Origin of the sequence: Thalassospira sp. ER-Se-21-Dark (assembly GCF_017922435.1) — a bacterium.
Classification (GTDB): Bacteria; Pseudomonadota; Alphaproteobacteria; order Rhodospirillales; family Thalassospiraceae; genus Thalassospira.
The window spans coordinates 134,973-152,989 of record NZ_VDEZ01000001.1; the positions used below are offsets into that span (position 1 = coordinate 134,973).

General features: G+C 54.1%; 16 protein-coding genes and 2 tRNA genes. 5 read left to right on the forward strand and 13 right to left on the reverse strand.

Annotation, left to right across the window (positions count from 1 at the left end):
- Positions 1-14: 14 nt before the first annotated feature.
- From FHI25_RS00650 to FHI25_RS00680, 7 genes are all read right to left on the reverse strand, one after another.
- The gene (locus FHI25_RS00650) at positions 15-395 is read right to left on the reverse strand and encodes a DUF1232 domain-containing protein (protein WP_246878843.1); all 381 of its coding nucleotides are present in this window, start codon (positions 393-395) and stop codon (positions 15-17) included.
- Positions 396-410: 15 nt separating this feature from the next.
- Positions 411-719, reverse strand: coding sequence for a hypothetical protein (locus FHI25_RS00655; protein WP_210514098.1), 309 nt, complete (start codon positions 717-719; stop codon positions 411-413).
- Between the two features lie 91 nt (positions 720-810).
- Positions 811-2,583, reverse strand: a complete 1,773-nt coding sequence (asnB, locus tag FHI25_RS00660; protein WP_210514100.1) for an asparagine synthase (glutamine-hydrolyzing) — start codon at positions 2,581-2,583, stop codon at positions 811-813.
- A 103-nt stretch (positions 2,584-2,686) separates the two neighbouring features.
- Positions 2,687-3,721, reverse strand: coding sequence for a glycosyltransferase family 4 protein (locus FHI25_RS00665; RefSeq protein ID WP_210514102.1), 1,035 nt, complete (start codon positions 3,719-3,721; stop codon positions 2,687-2,689).
- A 4-nt stretch (positions 3,722-3,725) separates the two neighbouring features.
- Positions 3,726-4,490 (reverse strand): glycosyltransferase family 2 protein, encoded by a 765-nt coding sequence (locus FHI25_RS00670; RefSeq protein WP_246878844.1) that lies wholly within the window; start codon positions 4,488-4,490, stop codon positions 3,726-3,728.
- Positions 4,487-5,449 (reverse strand): glycosyltransferase family 9 protein, encoded by a 963-nt coding sequence (locus FHI25_RS00675; RefSeq protein ID WP_210514105.1) that lies wholly within the window; start codon positions 5,447-5,449, stop codon positions 4,487-4,489. The genes FHI25_RS00670 and FHI25_RS00675 overlap by 4 nt, the downstream gene beginning before the upstream one ends.
- A gap of 3 nt (positions 5,450-5,452) precedes the next feature.
- Positions 5,453-6,493, reverse strand: coding sequence for a glycosyltransferase (locus tag FHI25_RS00680; protein WP_210514107.1), 1,041 nt, complete (start codon positions 6,491-6,493; stop codon positions 5,453-5,455).
- A 149-nt stretch (positions 6,494-6,642) separates the two neighbouring features.
- Between FHI25_RS00680 and FHI25_RS00685 the strand changes: the two genes are divergently transcribed.
- Both FHI25_RS00685 and FHI25_RS00690 read left to right on the forward strand, forming a co-directional pair.
- The gene (locus FHI25_RS00685; RefSeq protein ID WP_210514109.1) at positions 6,643-7,557 is read left to right on the forward strand and encodes a folate-binding protein YgfZ; all 915 of its coding nucleotides are present in this window, start codon (positions 6,643-6,645) and stop codon (positions 7,555-7,557) included.
- Positions 7,558-7,684: 127 nt separating this feature from the next.
- Entirely contained in the window at positions 7,685-8,362 is a 678-nt protein-coding gene (locus tag FHI25_RS00690; protein WP_210514111.1) for a hypothetical protein, read from the forward strand.
- Between the two features lie 50 nt (positions 8,363-8,412).
- Here the strand turns inward: FHI25_RS00690 and ppdK are convergent, their stop codons facing one another.
- The 6 genes from ppdK to FHI25_RS00720 all read right to left on the reverse strand — a co-directional run bounded on the left by ppdK (position 8,413) and on the right by FHI25_RS00720 (position 15,749).
- Positions 8,413-11,073, reverse strand: coding sequence for a pyruvate, phosphate dikinase (ppdK, locus tag FHI25_RS00695; protein WP_210514113.1), 2,661 nt, complete (start codon positions 11,071-11,073; stop codon positions 8,413-8,415).
- Positions 11,074-11,148: 75 nt separating this feature from the next.
- Positions 11,149-13,212 carry a glycine--tRNA ligase subunit beta gene (glyS, locus tag FHI25_RS00700; protein ID WP_210514116.1) on the reverse strand — a complete coding sequence of 688 codons (2,064 nt, stop codon included), beginning with the start codon at positions 13,210-13,212 and terminating at the stop codon, positions 11,149-11,151.
- Positions 13,213-13,215: 3 nt separating this feature from the next.
- Positions 13,216-14,106, reverse strand: a complete 891-nt coding sequence (locus FHI25_RS00705; RefSeq protein WP_064779553.1) for a glycine--tRNA ligase subunit alpha — start codon at positions 14,104-14,106, stop codon at positions 13,216-13,218.
- Between the two features lie 261 nt (positions 14,107-14,367).
- The gene (locus FHI25_RS00710) at positions 14,368-14,592 is read right to left on the reverse strand and encodes a hypothetical protein (RefSeq protein ID WP_210514118.1); all 225 of its coding nucleotides are present in this window, start codon (positions 14,590-14,592) and stop codon (positions 14,368-14,370) included.
- A gap of 75 nt (positions 14,593-14,667) precedes the next feature.
- Complete coding sequence (locus FHI25_RS00715) at positions 14,668-15,453, reverse strand: methyltransferase (protein WP_210514120.1); 786 nt, start codon at positions 15,451-15,453, stop codon at positions 14,668-14,670.
- Positions 15,454-15,491: 38 nt separating this feature from the next.
- Complete coding sequence (locus tag FHI25_RS00720) at positions 15,492-15,749, reverse strand: DUF2007 domain-containing protein (protein ID WP_064779976.1); 258 nt, start codon at positions 15,747-15,749, stop codon at positions 15,492-15,494.
- Between the two features lie 253 nt (positions 15,750-16,002).
- On the opposite strand from FHI25_RS00720, the gene FHI25_RS00725 reads away from it, so the two are divergent.
- The 3 genes from FHI25_RS00725 (at position 16,003) to FHI25_RS00735 (ending at position 17,504) form a co-directional block, all read left to right on the forward strand.
- Positions 16,003-17,040, forward strand: a complete 1,038-nt coding sequence (locus FHI25_RS00725) for a polyprenyl synthetase family protein (protein ID WP_210514122.1) — start codon at positions 16,003-16,005, stop codon at positions 17,038-17,040.
- A gap of 99 nt (positions 17,041-17,139) precedes the next feature.
- A tRNA-Pro gene (locus FHI25_RS00730) sits at positions 17,140-17,216 on the forward strand.
- A 211-nt stretch (positions 17,217-17,427) separates the two neighbouring features.
- Positions 17,428-17,504: transfer RNA gene (locus FHI25_RS00735), tRNA-Pro, on the forward strand.
- Positions 17,505-18,017: the final 513 nt, after the last annotated feature.

Below are 18,017 nucleotides of genomic sequence, written 5' to 3' on the forward strand. Positions count from 1 at the left end.
ACAAGACGGATTGACTAATCAGCCGCGGGAATGCTTAAAGGTTCAAGGGAGTTGTCCATACCACCCATCACCGCAACAGCGATAACCACAATCGCCAGAATACCAAGATAGACAAACAAGCGACGCGACCCGGGCTGTTTTTGTAAGTCGTCTTGGATGACTTCGCGTTGCACATCGTCAGGCAGGCTTCGATAGGACAGCCATCCCAACAAAGGCACGATCACAAGATCATCCAACCAGCCAATCCCGACCAAAATATCGGGCAGGAAATCAACCGGACTGACCAGATAGACCAGACCGGTCAGTAAAAGAAGCTTGGATTTCAGCGCCACATCTTTACGCATCAAAGTGCGCAACAGGTTGGGTACGATCATCCAGACCGAAGCTTTTCTCAAAGGCAGTTACCCGCTTCAACGATGCAGTGGCGTGACATAGGCAGAGTAAGCAATCCGCATTGCGCGCGCAAACTTTTCACGCTGCTCAGCACTGGTTACCTGCTCCGTCACATCAACCCCGATTGATCCGCAATCAATCGTACATTTGTCATAAACAGTGCTCGGGAGCTTGAATTCATATGTCGCGCCCAGTGTCGCACTTTCTTTCAAGGGTAGTGCCTTAATCGACTTCGCGTGTAAATCACTCGGCGGTACAGTCATCCATGCCAGCAACAATGCAAAACCAAGAACCGCCAACATCGCCAGTTTATCAAGATACAGCATCACTCATGTCCCAACAGCATATCTGTTAATTGTTATTTGCAATTAAGAAATGCCGGAGCGCGTGATTTGTTCCCGCAAAAGTTAAGACGTCTTAACTTTTTTGAAAACTGGCGAGTGTTTCGAAAACGTCCGGGCAAGGCGCATGCCCGAGAACATTCGCCTGATGCCAAAGCGCATAGAACAGCAAATGCCAACACGCAGCACCTTCACGTTTGCCCGGAGTGTTGAAAAGTTTTTCCACCCTGTGCGCATCTGCGATCTCGATAATGCCGGCCTGCCGGGCGACCAGCGGCCCCAACTCCTTGCCGCGCGCTGCAATCCATTCTGAAACCGGAACCGTGAAGCCGCGCTTCTTGGCAAACGGCTTTGCCATCGGCAAACAGCGTTCCAGCCAACTGCGCAACAGGAACTTGCCAACGCCCTTTCTGACCTTGAGGCGATCGGGAAGTTGGTAGGAGAACTCGGCGACAACCGGATCAAGAAACGGTGTGCGCCCCTCCAGACCATGCGACATCAGCATTCGATCAAGCTTGAGCAACAAATCATTGGGCAACCAGTCGGCGCAGTCCACGGCCTGAGCAATCGCCAGACGCGACCGTTTCCCCCGGCTTTCACGACTTTCCGACGCTGCAATGCCATCACGCCACCCCTCCAGCACACCGGGCCGCAAGACATCAATCTTGTCAAACGTCCCCTTGGAGCGCATCACACGACCGCCGAGCAAAAAGGGGCGCATGACCGACCGGTACCGACCGTAGCCACCAAACAGCTCGTCACCGCCCTCGCCCGACAGCACAACCTTGAAATCGCGCGCGGCTTCCCTGGCAAGCTTGTAGGTCGGAAGAATGGCATAATCCGCTGCCGGATCATCCATTCGCGCGGCCACCTCCGGCAATAGCGTCCAGAAGTCATTTTCGGAAAACATCACTTCGATATGGTTGGCGTTGCATGCCTTGGCGACCTCTCGGGCGAGCTCGCGTTCATCATGTACGCTGCTGGCGTCAAACGCCGCAGTATAGGCCGTTACCGGCCTCTCATTAAGCCGGTGCATCATACCAAGCAAGGACGCACTATCGACCCCGCCCGACAGGAACATGGCATAATCGACATCAGATCTTTGATGCAGTCGAACGGATTCCTCGAACACCCGGTCCCACTCATAAAGCGCACTTTCGAGATTATTCCCGGTCGCACCTGTATCACTGAGAACCTGATGACGCCGGCGCTCGACTATCCGTCCGTTTTTCAAAACGATGGTTTCACCGGGCTGCAGTCGTTTGATCCCATCAAGGATCATGTCCGAGCCAGTGGTGAATTGCACCTGAAGCAACTCGGACCGGGCATCTTCGCGCACTTCCCGTCCGACAAGTCCGGCAGCAACCAATGCCTGCGCTTCGGACGCGAATGCGAAATATTCAGGGGTTTCAACGTAGTAAATCTGCTTGATACCAAACGGGTCGCGACACAGAACGACCTGATTGTCGACCACATCATGAATAGCAAAGGCATACATGCCACGCAGCTGATCAAACCCGCCAATACCATCGCGCACGAATTTGCGAAGTGCAGTCTCGCTGTCGGAATGGGTTTTAAAGCCCTCTTCACCCAGATCTTTTCTGAGCTCGAGATAATTGTAAATCTCACCGTTGGCGATCAAAGCACTACCATTTTCGTGGTAAAGCGGCTGGTCACCAGTATTGAGATCGATAATTGCCAAGCGTGTCTGGATGAAACCTACGGGACCTTTGACATAGCGCCCGTCACCATCTGGTCCGCGATGCCCCAATGCATCACGTAAACCATCAAGGATTTCAGGATCAAGGGATTGCTTGTCCTTGGCGATATAACCGGCAATTCCGCACATTGGACAGTTACCTCAATGAGAGCCTTGTATTAGCTGATGAGGCTTTCTGCTATTCCACTGGAAGCAGGATAGGCGTTTTGATCAAAACAGCTACAGAACCTTTTTATGGGATCAATTCTTCAAAAGCCTCGGCAGCCTGCGCCCACCCCCATGAACGCTGATTTTCAAGACATGCTTTGTGCTGCTTTTCCCATAAATCGTCGTCATTTAGAATTTCTGCGGTGCGTTTGGCAAATAAATCGTCATCATTTGCAACAAATCCGGTTTTATCGTCGACAATGCGTTCAGTGACACAGCCAACATCCTGCACCACACATGGTATCCCCATAGCCTGAGCTTCGCCCAGCGCGAGACAGAAAGTTTCACCAACATCACCTCGATAAGGCATGACACGTGCGTGGCGCATCTCGTCCAAGAGTTGGCTTTTGGGCACAGGGCCCCGTAAAACAACACCCTTGTCGCGAAGTGTTTCAGCTTGATCAAGAATAACTTTCATCCGCTGCGCTTTTTCATCTCCAGCAGAACCGTAGGTTTGCGGCCCAGCAAAGACATGAAGTTCTGCATCCGGTGACAGTGGATGGATTTTTTCCGCCCACAAATTCACGAGCCAATCAAGAGAACGCAATGGATTTGATGTGAAAATCGCACGTTTTTTTCGAATTTCGTCGCCAACCTCTGCATTCATAAAGCGTTTCTCAATACCATAGGGGATAATGACCCGATCCCCGCAAGGTGCCCACCTTGGATAAGTCAGAAGATGATGCTGCCCCGAGAAAACAATGGCTGGTTTAATTTTCCATAAGCGGGAAAGATACCGCCATTTAAGCAAATACTTGGCCGGATTATGTATCCAGAAAATCGTGCGTTTTGCTCTGGGCATGCAGCCCATCAATTCAAAGCCGCGATTGGCGATATAGAGATCAGCAGTGTCGGGAAAACCATCAGATAGCGGGCGCCACTTCACCCCGTTATTCTCATGAGGTTCACCACACTTGTTAATGATTCTAACATCGTGACCACGCTCTGCCAGTGCCTCTGCCAAAGAGATAAATGCCGTTTCAGCCCCCCCCAAAGGGCGGTGTTCCAGCGTAAATCCGTCAAACTCTATACCACCATCAGCCAGAACGATTGTTGCCATGAGATCAATTTTCCTCGTGTTTGGCTTTTAGATAAGAGAGCACAGGAAACAGCCCAGCAAAAAGGGCGATCAGAAAGCCGATGCCACCTTCTTTGTATCCTTTCCGACCGATGTAGCAGCGAATAAAGCGCGAGAAAAACCGCCTGAGATTATTTGAAAAACTACCTATTTTACCGCTATCACGCAAATCGGCGGCGCGCGCGGTAGAATAACTGTCCAATCGCTTAATCATGTCCGAAATATTGCGATCCACGTAGTGCCGCACAGGGTGTATTAATTTGGGACCTTTTTCCCCTTGAAAAGAAAGAGCTGGATGAACTCTTTGAGGTCCCCAGGTTTTGCAACCTGCGCGAAACAAACCCGGATAGGCAGGTTTCCCAAATGACGCCCCCCAACCGTGCAGAACCAACCGGTCTCCGACATAGTTGTGGACTGTCAGGTGATGAAAACCAAATTTACTGGTTTTAATCACTTCGCGGATTTCCTGCGCCAATTCTTCTGAGACGTGCTCATCGGCATCGACCTCAAGAACCCAGTCACCACTCACTTTAGAGAGCGCGTAATTACGGCGCTCTCCTTCAATACTCCAACTACCCACCAGCGTTTTTGCACCTGCCTGTTTGGCTATTTCCTCTGTACCATCGGTACACTTATCGCACAGAACAATGATTTCGTCGGCAAAGGCGACATGCAACAAACAAGAGGGCAGACGCTCTTCCTCGTTATGGGCAGTAATGACTACTGACAGTTTTGGCGTCGAACTCATCATTGAACAGATCCATCCTTGCGTGCAAGCAACTCTCTTGCGGCCTGAAAAACCTTCTCAACTGGCAGGCTATCCATTTGCGTTTCGTGGGAGCGCCATATCTCGCCGGCCTTCCAAATTTCTTCAACAGATTTGTCAGCTCGTACGTGCGCTGTAGTCGTACCGCAAGGCCCATAATTCTCTTCTCGCGTCGGACCGAACAGACCAAGGGTCGGAATGCCTGCTGCTGCTGCCATATGCATCAAACCACTGTCATTTCCGACATAGAGATCGCTACGTTCCAAACAGGCTTGAACGGTCAACAAGTCCTCATCGCCAAAAATTACTGTTCGCTCTTCGGGTCTTAAGAATTCAATAACAGGCTTCGCAGCTTCGCGCTCGTTAGGAGCCCCGACCAAAAGCAAATGCGCATTTGGTAAAAGGCCTTCACTTGCTCGAATATACGCAATCAACTCAATGAAACGATCCGTAGCCCAAGTTTTCCCACCCCAGTTGGCAGATGGACCAATTGCTAGCACCTTACGGCCATCATTAGGTAGCAGATTAATAGCGCGTTCTCGATGCTCGCTTTTCGTCCATACCTTGGGATAAAGCCAATGCGCCAGACCTATTGTACTTGCCATCTGCTCAACACGGTGCACGCGATCATCATTCCCCTGCAACACCAGCCGCTTCCGCCCCGGCAACACATAAGCCGTCGCACTGCCACGCAGGTCGACAATGATGTCCCACCAGTTCAGGACAACCGATTTCCAGAGTTTCCACCAGTGGCCACCGCGTTTTTGCTTTGGCATTTTGATGATGCGTTCGAGGTTTGGAACACCTTCGAAAATCGGAGCGGCAACCGGGCCGCAGGCGACCGTCACACGGATACCGGGATAGGTTTCGACATAATGGCGCAAAACCGATGTCGAGAGTACCGCATCGCCCAGACGGTTTGACGTTATGAACAGCAGGCGCACGGCTTACAGTTTCTCCAACTCGCCAGCGACATGGATCCATTCGCGGCGATCATTGCGCGCGGCTTCGGACTGGCTGGCAAAGAAGGAACGGTCGGTCAGAAGCTGCGTTGTGATATTGCCAAATGCGGCCTCGTCCGGGACGATGTAGCCCGTCTTGCCATCCTCAACCCGGCTTTTGGCAATCCCGCCATAGGACACAACCGGCGTTGCAGCCCCCAGCGCATCGACAATCCACTGCCCGACATGATCCGTGCCGTACTTGCCGTGATGCAGGAACGCACGCGCATTGGCAACGGTTTCGGCCATGTCCGCCTCTGGTTTCGGGTGATGGACCCGAACCCCCTTGTCGATGGCGGATCGCACCATATCAAGCAGGTCGTCCGACACGCTGTCATTTTCACCTGCCATGGCGCTAAACAGGTCATAGGCATAGACTTCGAGGATCGCGTTTGGTGCCTTGGGCGCGACATAGGTTTCCCAGATGCGAATGATCTGGGCGACCCCGGTCGAGCTGTTGGCAACTGTAACGGCCAATTCATCGCGCGATTCAAATGCCCAGTGCATGTTCGATGCCATGACAAAGGATGTTGTCGCACCGGGTTTGACCACGATCGGCTTTTTGGCAAGGTCGGCATCAAAGGCCTTTGCCTGCGCATCATCGGTAAAGATGACCTGAACTTTCTTTTCCTGCAGCACCAGACGCACATCATCGGCATTCAGTCGTGCCGGATCGCCATCGAACCAGAGTGCCACCGTCGCACCCTTGGGCACCGAAGTGTGGCTCAACAATGCGGGATCACGCCAGACGATCACGGTATTGACCGCATCACCGCCAAAGGGCGGCAGTTCGGCATCAATCTGTCGCCAGGCAACGCCGTGCATGTCCTTGTCGATGCCGCCATTGCGGCGTGCTTCGACCTTGTGACCACGGGCAACAAGGGACTCAGCCAACGCAATGAAAGCACGCTGGCATGTTCCGAGCGGACGGGCTTCGCGATCCTTGGGATCAAAGCCGATGGAGTGATCAAGCATCAAGATTTTCATAAGTTTGGTTCTATCCGTTCGACGGCGTTTTATGAAGGGTTTTCTTATAGCTTACCCACCCTGCCTCCGCACAGACAGCTCTTGCGAAATTTGTGTGATTGCCCCACATTTCGCCCAAACAATTCCGATTTACCGGAGCCATAAATATCATGAGTGAGACTTTTTACGCCCTTTTGCCGGATCGCGCCGTGATCCGTGTCAGCGGCCCGGACCGGGTCAGCTTTCTGCAAGGGCTGGTATCAAACAATATCGAAACCATTTCGGCCGAGAAATCCGGCTATGGAGCGCTTTTAACGCCGCAGGGCAAGTTCCTGTTTGATTTCTTTGTCTATCATCAGGATGAGGACAGCCTGCTGATTGAATGCGAGCGCGGCGAGAATGGCGAGCGTGCGGCCGAACTGTTCAAGAAACTTCGCATGTACAAACTCCGCGCTAAGGCCGAACTGACAGATGTCACCGACAGCTACGACGTCATTGCCGTCTTTGGCAAGGATGCGCTTTCCGCCCTGTCGCTGGATGCAACACCCGGTGCGACCGCACATATGGCCGATGGCATCAAGGCGGTTGATCCGCGTCTTGCTGAAATGGGCGCACGTGTTCTTTTGCCGAAAAGTGCGCTGACCGAAATGGCGGCCATAGGTGCCGAGGAAAGCGATATCGAAACCTACCACGAAATGCGCGTTTCGCTTGGTATTCCCAATGGCAGCGAGGAACTGGAAATCGAGAAATCCATCCTGCTTGAAAATGGCTTTGAAGAGCTTGGCGGTGTCGATTTCAAAAAGGGCTGCTATATGGGTCAGGAGCTTACCGCCCGAACCAAATATCGCGGCCTTGTGCGCAAACGTCTGTTGCCCGTCAAAATTGACGGCCCGGCACCGGATGCCGGCACGCCGATCATGAATGGCGACAAGGAAGCGGGGATCATTCGATCTGTCCATGGTGACCATGGACTGGCAATGATCCGGCTTGAGCGGGTTGAGGGCGATGCTGAGCTCAGCGCAGGCGACGCAAAGGTCACTGTTTCCGTTCCCGATTGGGTTCAGTTGCCGGAAAACGCAGCCTGAGCTCGGCGCCCAAAAGTCATATTTACGTCTAAGACGGGTCCCGCCTTGCGGGGCCCGTTTTCGTTAAAACCTGTTGCAACGCCGCAAAAGCCCCTATGTTAATAGAAAAGCAAAATCGGGAACTGCGATGAAACTGTGGAATAGGGTCCGTTCTGTCCAGGGCTTGATGGCCGCGCTTTGCGCGCTTGCCATGGTGCCTGCTATGGCCGTGGCACAGCAAGCTGCACCGGGCCTAAGTGACGTGCCTGTTTCCGACATGTCGATTGCCGAGGCCGAAAAGGAAATGGCCACAATCACCGAGACCTATAACCGCAAGGGTCATCAGATCAAACAGATGGCGCTTGGCACTCTGCTTCGATTTTATCCGCAAAAGATCGTGCCGTGTGGCGCGATTGTCACCAATGTTCGCGACTGTCTGGACAATCACTGGCCTGATCTTAAAGACTATCCGGGGCACTTTCTTGGACCGTATGAAAAACCGCCACTAAGGCCCACAATCGAACAGGCCCGCATGACCGAGGAAAACTATCTCGATGCGGTTGAACGCCTAAACATGTTGTTGCGCGCTGTGCGCTATGAAAGTACGCTTGCGCCCGAAGAACGTTATCGTCCGCAGCTTGATGCCGTGATTACCCACCTGACAGAGATGCGCGAGGCGGAATATCACAACCGCCTTCTTTACGAAAAGCTTTTCAAGATCGGCGGCATCATCCTGCTGCTTCTGGGTCTATCGGTTGGCGGAATGCTGGTGATGAAACACCTTGCCCAGCGCAACGATCCATCATCGCCATCTGGCAAAAGTTAACGGCAACGGGATTAACCGTTGCCGTTTGAAATATCGCTATGTGTTACGCGTTACTTGCCAAGAGCTGCCTGTGCAGCGGCAAGGCGCGCAATCGGCACGCGGTACGGCGAACATGACACGTAATCAAGTCCCTGTGCCTCGCAAAACGCGATGGATGCCGGGTCGCCACCATGTTCACCACAAATGCCAAGCTTGATGTCGCCACGGGTCGCACGACCGCGTTCGGCGGCAATGCTGACCAGTTCGCCAACGCCTTCCTGATCAAGCGATACAAACGGATCACCGGCAAAGATATCCTTGGAGATATAGGTATCAAGGAAGCGCGAAGCGTCATCACGTGACAGACCAAACGTGGTCTGGGTGAGGTCATTGGTCCCGAAGCTGAAGAATTCGGCTTCTTCGGCGATTTCACCCGCCCGCAGTGCTGCACGCGGCAATTCGATCATGGTGCCGACCAGATATTTCAGTTTGGCGCCTTTCTCGTCTTCGACCTCGGCGGCAACCTTGATGATCGCGGCTTTGAGGATTTCGAGTTCCTTCTTGCCGACAATCAGCGGGATCATGATTTCCGGAATGACCGGATCGCCAACATCCTTGGAAACCTCAATCGCGGCTTCGAAAATGGCGCGGGCCTGCATTTCATAGATTTCCGGATAGCTGATGCCTAAACGGCACCCGCGATGGCCCAGCATCGGGTTGGCTTCGGCAAGATCAAGCAAGCGACGCTTGACGATGGCTTCCGACACACCGGCGGCCTTGGCCACGTCGGCGATTTCGGCATCGCCGTGTGGCAGGAATTCATGAAGCGGCGGATCGAGCAGGCGAATGGTAACCGGAAGCCCCTTCATGATGCGGAACAGGTCGACAAAGTCCTGACGCTGGTATGGAAGAAGCTTTGCCAGTGCGGCACGACGGCCCTTCTCGGTTTCGGCCAGGATCATTTCGCGCATCGAGACAATGCGTTCCGGATCAAAGAACATGTGTTCTGTACGGCAAAGGCCAATTCCCTCTGCCCCGAAACCACGTGCGGTTTCTGCTTCTTCCGGGGTTTCGGCGTTGGTGCGGATTTTAAGGCGACGCAAGGCATCGGCCCATTCCATCAGTTGCGAGAAATCACCGGAAAGATCGGGTTTCAGGGTCGCCACTTCACCCAGCATGACTTCGCCGGTGGCGCCATCAAGGGTGATGACGTCCCCTTCCTTAAGGGTCACACCGCCAGACATCATGGTTTTGTTGGCATAGTCGATCTTGACCGCACCTGCACCACAAACGCATGGCGTACCCATACCACGCGCAACCACGGCTGCGTGACTGGTCATGCCACCGCGTGATGTCAGAATGCCTTGGGCGGCGTGCATGCCGGCGATATCTTCGGGGCTGGTTTCGATACGCACCAGAACGACCTTGCGGCCTTTGCCCGCCCATTCCTCGGCAGCCTCGGCGGAAAAGACGATCTGGCCGGATGCCGCGCCGGGCGACGCCGGAAGGCCCATGCCCACGACCTTGCGATCTGCTTCGGGGTCAAGGGTCGGGTGCAGCAGCTGATCAAGCTGTGCGGGATCGACGCGTCTGATGGCGTCTTCCTGGGAAATCACGCCATCGCGGCACATTTCAACTGCGATCCGCAATGCGGCCTTTGCCGTGCGTTTTCCCGCACGGGTCTGGAGCATGTAAAGCTTACCGGACTCAACGGTGAATTCCATGTCCTGCATGTCGCGGTAATGGGATTCAAGCTTTTCGCGGATATCGCAAAGTTCCTTGAAGACAACCGGCATGGCTGCTTCCATCGAAATCAGGTCCGAACCAGATTCCTGTTTTTCAATTTCGGTCAGCGGGGCCGGGGTCCGAATGCCAGCAACAACGTCTTCGCCCTGCGCATTGATCAGGTACTCGCCATAGAAACGATCTTCGCCGGTCGACGGGTTGCGCGAGAAGCAAACACCAGTAGCGCAATCATCGCCCATATTGCCAAAGACCATCGCCTGCACATTGACCGCCGTACCCCAGCTGGCCGGGATGTTATGCAGACGGCGATAGGTATTGGCGCGCGCGTTCATCCAGCTGCCAAACACCGCACCAATCGCACCCCACAGCTGTTCGCGCGGATCTTGCGGGAAGGGTTCACCCAGTTCGGTTTTGACTTTTTTCTTGAACGCCTCGACGACTTCGGCCCAGTCGTCTGCGCCCATGTCGGTATCAAGGCTGACACTCTTGTCTTCCTTGACGGTCTCAAGGATGTCTTCGAAATGATAGTGATCAACGCCCAGCACGACGTCGCCATACATCTGAATGAAACGGCGGTAGCTGTCATAGGCAAACCGACGGTCGCCTGACACATTTGCCAAACCTTCGACCGTCTCGTCATTGAGGCCAAGGTTAAGCACCGTGTCCATCATGCCGGGCATAGATGCGCGGGCGCCGGATCGGACAGAAACTAAAAGCGGGTCCTTGGCATCGCCGAACTTGCGACCAACAAGCTTTTCGACAGATGCCAGTGCGGTTTCGACCTCGGCATTCAGACCATCGGGATAGGCGCGGTCATTGTCATAAAACGCCGTGCAGACTTCGGTTGTAATGGTAAAGCCGGGCGGGACAGGAAGTCCGAGATTGCACATCTCGGCAAGGTTGGCCCCCTTGCCGCCCAGAAGTTCACGCATATCCGAACGGCCCTCGGCGCTACCGCCACCGAAACCGTAAACCCATTTGGTCATCTTGCCTTTTCCTCATCTGGTCGAGGCCCCGATGGGCCTCCCCGGATGGGGAAAGCCCCGCAACCTTGACCTGTTTTATGATTCGATTTTCGAGAAGTCGGCAATATCGTGCAACGCTGTGCGAATTTGTGCCAACAGCTTCAAGCGGTTGGCACGTTCATCAGCATTGTCGCTATTGACCGTAACCTTTTCGAAGAATGCATCGACCGGTTCACGCAACCGCGCAAATTCGGTCATTGCCGCGGCATAATCCTCGTCACGCAGAAGTGGCAAGGCCTTGTGCCGGACATCAATGAGCGCCTCATACAGCTTGCGTTCTTCTTCCAGGCTCAGAAGATCAGCGGAAACGTCCGCTTTATAGGACGTATCGTCCTTTTTCTCTTCGATGCGCAGGATGTTTGACGCACGCTTGTATCCGGCCATCAGGTTGACGCCGCTTTCACCAGAGACAAAATCGGAAAGCGCTTCAACACGGGCCAACAGGCGGACAAGATCGTCCTCGCCATCCAGGGCAAACACGGCTGACACCAGATCATGGCGCACACCCTGTTCACGCAGATGGACTTTGAGGCGGTCTGCAAAGAAGGCCAGAAGGTCTTCAACCGCCTCGTCACGACGAATATTTGCCGGGTACTGGGAAACTGCAAATGCAAACAGACGCCGCAACGGCAAACGCAATTCGTTTTCCAGAACCAGACGAATGACACCCAATGCCGCACGACGCAAGGCGAACGGGTCTTTTGAACCGGTCGGCTTTTCATCAATCGCAAAGAACCCGGCAAGGGTATCAAGTTTCTCAGCCAAGGCGAGTGCCACCGAAACCGGTGCCGTCGGGCACATGTCCGACGGGCCGGCCGGTGCATAATGCTCGGCAATAGCATTGGCGACTTCCGGGGCTTCGCCGTCATTTTCGGCGTAATATTTCCCCATCAGTCCCTGCAGTTCGGTGAATTCAAACACCATCTGCGACACCAGATCGGCCTTGCCGATTTCTGCTGCGCGGTCGGCCAGTTTGACATCACAGCCCGGAATTTCCGCAGATACTTCACGCGCAAGACCGCGCAGGCGCAGAACACGCTCTGCCAGCGACCCAAGCTTGGCATGGAAGACGATGTTATCAAGTTTCGGCAGACGCGATTGCAGCGTCACTTTCCGATCCTGATCCCAGAAGAACTTGGCATCATGCAGACGTGCGCGCAAAACACGCTCGTTCCCGGCGATGATTTTGGCGTTGTTGTCTGCGGTAATCATGTTTGAAACCGTGATGAAGCGCGCGGCAAGCTTGCCCGCCTTGTCTTCGACCACGAAATATTTCTGATGTTCACGCATCGAGGTTTCAAGAACCTCACGCGGGATATCCATGAACTGGTCATCAACCTTGCCCATGACCGGAACCGGCCATTCGACCAGACCACAGACTTCTTCCAGAAGACCATTGTCTTCCAGAAGCGCAAAGCCCTCGGACGCGGCAAGTTTTTTCGCCCCCTCAAGGATGACCTGCTTGCGCTCTTCACGGTCCAGCATGACCTTGGCTGCACGCAGCTTTTCCTTGTATTCGGCGGCGTTTGATACGCTGAATTCAGCCGGGGCAAGGAAACGATGGCCGCGGGTGGTATCGCCTGCGGTAACCGGACCGTAGGTGACCGGAATAACCTTGCCATCAAACAGGCACAGAATGCGGTCAAGCTGACGCACCCAACGGATTTTCTGATCTGCCCAGCGCATGGATTTCGGCCAGGGCAGTTTGTTCATCGCATCTTCGATGATGTCCTTGATGACTTCGGACGCCGCACGGCCTTTTTGTTCGACAATAGCAAACAGGAAGACGCCCTTTGGCGTTTCGCGTTTTTCGCACTGATCAAGGGTGACACCATTGCCCGCAAGGAAGCCATTGATGGCCTTTTCGGGGGCATCAGCACGCGGACCACGGCGTTCTTCGCGCAGGTCTGGCTGTTTTTCCGGCAGACCATCGACAATCAGGGTCAGGCGACGCGGGGTCACCAACGCTTCGACCTTATCGAAACCAAGGTCGGCGGCCTTCAGGCCATCGGTAACCAGTTTGGTCAGGTCTTCGGCGGCACGTGCCTGCATGCGGGCCGGGATTTCTTCGGAGAACAGTTCAAGCAGCAATTCGGCCATGACTTAAGCCTCCTCATTCAGATGGCCACGCGACCGCAGCCACGCTTCGCAGCAGGATTTCGACATGTCACGAACACGGCCGATATAGGCTGCACGTTCGGTCACGGAAATCACGCCGCGCGCATCAAGGAGGTTAAACAGATGGGATGCCTTCATGGCCTGCTCATAGGCCGGCAGGGCCAGACCGCGTTCGATATTCACCGCACATTCGGCCTGCGCATCCTTGAAGTGCTGGAACAGCATTTCGGTGTTCGCGACTTCAAAGTTATAGGTCGACTGTTCTTTTTCATTCTGAAGGAACACGTCGCCATAGGTCACGCCATTACCGTTGTAATCAAGGTCGTAGACGTTTTCGACGCCCTGAATATACATCGCCAGACGTTCCAGACCATAGGTCAGCTCGACCGGGACCGGATTACATTCAAAACCACCGACCTGCTGGAAATAGGTGAACTGGGTGACTTCCATGCCATCAAGCCACACTTCCCAGCCAAGGCCCCATGCGCCCAGCGTCGGGCTTTCCCAGTCATCCTCGACAAAGCGGATGTCGTGGGCCATCGGGTCAATGCCCAGATGTTTCAGCGAGCCAAGATACAGATCCTGCGAATTCGCCGGTGACGGCTTCATCAGCACCTGGAACTGGTAATAGTGTTGCAGACGGTTCGGGTTCTCGCCGTAACGACCATCGGTCGGGCGACGGGACGGCTGCACATAAGCTGCATTCCAGGTTTCCGGACCCAGCGCGCGCAAGGTCGTCGCGGTGTGGAAGGTACCGGCACCGACTTCCAAGTCATAAGGCTGCAGGATGACACAACCCTGATCGGCCCAATAGCTTTGCAGTCGAAGAATGATTTCCTGGAATGAAGGGGGACGTTGCGACCCGTCGAGCGCCATGGCGCGAACTCTCTATTTCTGTTGTCTGTAAATTTAGTGCGGCAAGCTACCGCCCTGCCCCCGCGCGGTCAAGAAGGCAAAAGCCCTGAGACGCGCTGAATTTGCAACCCTTGTATCTCGCCCTTCGCGATCATGCCGCATTGCAACAACATTGATCCTCGATTATCGGGAAAAATCCAAGACAAATTCGCGCGGATTGCCCCAAAGTCGAATGCCGCAGAGGCACTTTGATCAGAACCCGGCTTTTATCGCTGAAACGGCTTAACCATCGCAGCGATGCGCATTGCCTTCGGCATGGTAGACGCCGCAATGTGGGCATTTTTCCAGTTCATGGGCAATCGGCTTGGTTTGCTTTTTCTTTTCCTGGCCGGTTTGCTTGGGCTGTTCGTTGCTTGAAACCTGTTTGCCGCGATTAAACAGCTTGAAGCCTTGCCAGACGACAACGATGATCAGCGCGGTGAAGAGGATTTTCGAAAAACTCAGCATATCAGGTCCCAAAGCACGGATTTATCTGCGCCATCTGTCGCAAGCATGTCGTTCTTATATTGAAGTTTGACCGAATTAGAAACCGGGCAATGCCATAGGGTTGCGCAAAAGGGTATCGGTTTGCGGCAAATAGGCCCCGCCCTCATCGTGCAAAACGATCCCGCGCCGCATGGTTAATGGCGATGCAACGCCTTTACGCGCCGAGACAATCACACGCAAGGGCGCGTCGGCATCCGCCTTGCTCCAGATCGGATAAACCGTCATATCACCAGCGCGGCCATGCAACAGACCAATGATCCGGTCCAAATGGTCCGCACGGTGTACTAGCGTAATCCGTCCCTTTTGCCGCACCATCTTAAGACAAAAGGCAATCCAGTCCTTGAGGTCTGCAGTGCCTTCCTGATGGGCCTTCGCACGGCTTTCATTGCTGGGCCGCGTACCGCCGGCATAATAGGGCGGGTTGGAAATGACCTGATCAAAGCTTTCAGCCACCAGTGGCAGGCGACCATCATTGATGTCGCCATGGATTGGGGTCACACGCACCGCCAGATCATTTTCCATCACGTTGCGGCAAAACAGCGCATAGAGATCGTCTTGCAGCTCCACACCGGTCACCTTCGCCGTTTCAAGACGACGGGCAACGCAAAGCCCGGCTGTGCCGACCGCCGCACCGACATCAAGGATCTTTTCGTCACGACGGGAATTGATCGAAACCGATGCCGCCAGCAACACAGCATCCACCGCCGCCCGATAGCCGTCGACAGGTTGCTTGAGCACCACCGACCCGCCAAGAAGAAAATCATGGCTGATGCGTTCTTCGGGGAAGTGGGGCACTTCAATGCGTGTGGCTGCATTCACCATCGATTGTCCTGATCTGTCGTTTTGATCTGATTGACCTGTTACTCGGACGTCATCGCGTCCGACGCATCACGCTTTGCGTTATGCTCATCCAGTTCGCGTCTGGCAACATCAAGAACGTATTTCGCACGACTTTCCGCATCACCATCCACCATCAGACGCCGTGGCAAGGCACCGATAGAACCCTCGATAATGCTGGCGTGGTAGTCAAAGATGTGGCTGTCGATGCCCTCATCGGCCAACACAGCCTGTGCCCAGCTCAGTTCGATGGGATCGTTACTGCGAAAAAGTTCGATCATCTGCATTTTCCTTCAAACTTTGATCTGGTCTTGCATACGTTCTGAAATAAGAAGAAATCCAAAAAACGATAATATCTCTATAATGTAGGCGTTTGTGGCGATGGTTTTCAAAAGCTGTGCGATAAAACTGTGAATTGCCAACGATCAGGCGTGTGTCTGCACCGCATTTGTCCACTTGACCACAACAGCTTGGCCTATCTATGTTGAGGCCGCCTGCTGTTATTTGCAATCTTCGCCCACGCAGGCAGCGAAGATGCCATTTGAGAAGTCGGAATACAGCGTGATCAATACCGCACCGCAGCCAAAGACTCAGCCGAGCCTTGATTCACTGGTCAACCTCGTTGATGGCGACATGAAGCGCGTCAATCAGGTAATCATCGACAACATGCACAGCGAAGTCGCCCTGATTCCGCAATTGGCCACCCATCTTGTCGCGGCCGGCGGCAAACGCATGCGCCCGATGCTGACACTGGCATCGGCACGTCTTTGCGGGTATGGCGACGGACCGCATGCTGTGGACCTTGCGGCCTGCGTTGAATTCATTCACACCGCGACCCTTCTGCACGATGACGTGGTCGATGAAAGCCAGCTGCGCCGTGGCCAAGCATCGGCCAATGCCCTGTTTGGCAACGAGGCCAGCGTTCTGGTCGGTGACTTCCTGTTTGCGCGCGCCTTTGTCGTGATGGTCAAAACCGGGTCGCTGCGCGTTCTTGATATTCTGGCACAGGCATCTGCCGTCATTGCCGAGGGCGAAGTTCTTCAACTTTCGACCGCCAATGACATGGGCACGTCCGAAGAGGCCTATCTGGAAGTCATCACGGCGAAAACCGCTGCCCTGTTTGGCGCGGCATCGCAGATTGGTGCGGTCATTGCCAACCGGTCGGCCGAAGATGAAGAAGCCCTACGTCTGTATGGCATTTACCTTGGCACCGCCTTCCAGTTGATTGACGATGTTCTGGATTATTCCGCCCATCAGGCAACCCTTGGCAAAACCGTTGGCGATGATTTCCGCGACGGCAAGGTGACACTTCCGGTGATCATTGCCTATGCCAATGGCGATGAAGACGAAAAGGCCTTCTGGCGTCGCTGCATGGAAGATCAGGACTTCCAGGATGGCGATCTGGATCGTGCGCAAACGCTGATCCGCAAGTATGATGCACTCGATGCATCGATGGATCGCGCCCGCGAATTCGGCGAAAAGGCGATTGCCACCTTGTCCCGCTTTGACGATGGCGCGATCAAGGATGCAATGGTCGAGGCAGTCGAGTTCTGCATTTCGCGCCCATACTAATCGATATTCCCGTTGCGCATGCCGGGGTCACACCCGGGCGGCGCAAAAATATCTTGCGTCGCCTGCGATAAACCATTATCACCCGGCTTCGCAGAATGACGGAGCGTAGCTCAGCCTGGTAGAGCACTGTCTTCGGGAGGCAGGGGTCGGAGGTTCGAATCCTCTCGCTCCGACCATCATTCAAAGGCCCTGAAACGTTTATACGTTTCGGGGCCTTTTGCGTTTCAGTCAAAGAAGTGTCGCGCCCTCATCACCTGCAGAGGCAGGATTTTCAATCGCTTGTTAAACTGCCCGTCCTGCGCACGCCCACACTGACATTTTTTCCGCCAAAACGACCGGTTTATGCTTGATCCACGCCAAAAGAAGAGATAAACCTCCGCCCACTGACGGAGCGTAGCTCAGCCTGGTAGAGCACTGTCTTCGGGAGGCAGGGGTCGGAGGTTCGAATCCTCTCGCTCCGACCATCAGTCGGGCGGTCTTTCATTGAAGGGCCGCCCGTTTTCGTTTTCAAACGATTTCTTCCCCTGTGTTACGTCGAAATGACGCCATCTGCTGCATTTGCAATATCGCAAGACAGCATCATTCGCCTGGATTGCAGCAACAATCGCCCAGACATGCCCCCGGCGTCACACAGAATCCCGGACACGAATCCCCCCACAATAATTAGGGTGATAAAACCAAAATCCCCTAAGCCGCGACGATCATGCAGCTTTTTGACCCCGAATTTTCAAACGGCATGAATGAACGCCAAATGCGCATTCCCGTGCGGAATTCCTGCTTTCCACGCCTGACACGAAGTTTTCTTTTTGCACTGCAAAAGGATATTTTCTTTCGCAAACGGTGAAACAAACTTGCTCATCCTTGCGAAATACGCTTATGCTTCGCCCTGCAACATAAAAATCGGGGAGAATACCACCCAATAATAAAAGCAAAAGGTGGTGGTCGGCCTCACGTGGTATTACCAATTTCGGACTTCT

Excerpts from the sequence above, each read along its gene's own strand:
- FHI25_RS00655 (WP_210514098.1), bottom strand. The coding sequence starts at position 719 with ATGCTGTATCTTGATAAACTGGCGATGTTGGCGGTTCTTGGTTTTGCA.
- asnB (WP_210514100.1), bottom strand. The coding sequence starts at position 2,583 with ATGTGCGGAATTGCCGGTTATATCGCCAAGGACAAGCAATCCCTTGAT.
- FHI25_RS00665 (WP_210514102.1), bottom strand. The coding sequence starts at position 3,721 with ATGGCAACAATCGTTCTGGCTGATGGTGGTATAGAGTTTGACGGATTT.
- FHI25_RS00670 (WP_246878844.1), bottom strand. The coding sequence starts at position 4,490 with ATGATGAGTTCGACGCCAAAACTGTCAGTAGTCATTACTGCCCATAAC.
- FHI25_RS00680 (WP_210514107.1), bottom strand. The coding sequence starts at position 6,493 with ATGAAAATCTTGATGCTTGATCACTCCATCGGCTTTGATCCCAAGGAT.
- FHI25_RS00685 (WP_210514109.1), top strand. The coding sequence starts at position 6,643 with ATGAGTGAGACTTTTTACGCCCTTTTGCCGGATCGCGCCGTGATCCGT.
- FHI25_RS00690 (WP_210514111.1), top strand. The coding sequence starts at position 7,685 with ATGAAACTGTGGAATAGGGTCCGTTCTGTCCAGGGCTTGATGGCCGCG.
- ppdK (WP_210514113.1), bottom strand. The coding sequence starts at position 11,073 with ATGACCAAATGGGTTTACGGTTTCGGTGGCGGTAGCGCCGAGGGCCGT.
- glyS (WP_210514116.1), bottom strand. The coding sequence starts at position 13,212 with ATGGCCGAATTGCTGCTTGAACTGTTCTCCGAAGAAATCCCGGCCCGC.
- FHI25_RS00705 (WP_064779553.1), bottom strand. The coding sequence starts at position 14,106 with ATGGCGCTCGACGGGTCGCAACGTCCCCCTTCATTCCAGGAAATCATT.
- FHI25_RS00710 (WP_210514118.1), bottom strand. The coding sequence starts at position 14,592 with ATGCTGAGTTTTTCGAAAATCCTCTTCACCGCGCTGATCATCGTTGTC.
- FHI25_RS00715 (WP_210514120.1), bottom strand. The coding sequence starts at position 15,453 with ATGGTGAATGCAGCCACACGCATTGAAGTGCCCCACTTCCCCGAAGAA.
- FHI25_RS00720 (WP_064779976.1), bottom strand. The coding sequence starts at position 15,749 with ATGATCGAACTTTTTCGCAGTAACGATCCCATCGAACTGAGCTGGGCA.
- FHI25_RS00725 (WP_210514122.1), top strand. The coding sequence starts at position 16,003 with ATGCCATTTGAGAAGTCGGAATACAGCGTGATCAATACCGCACCGCAG.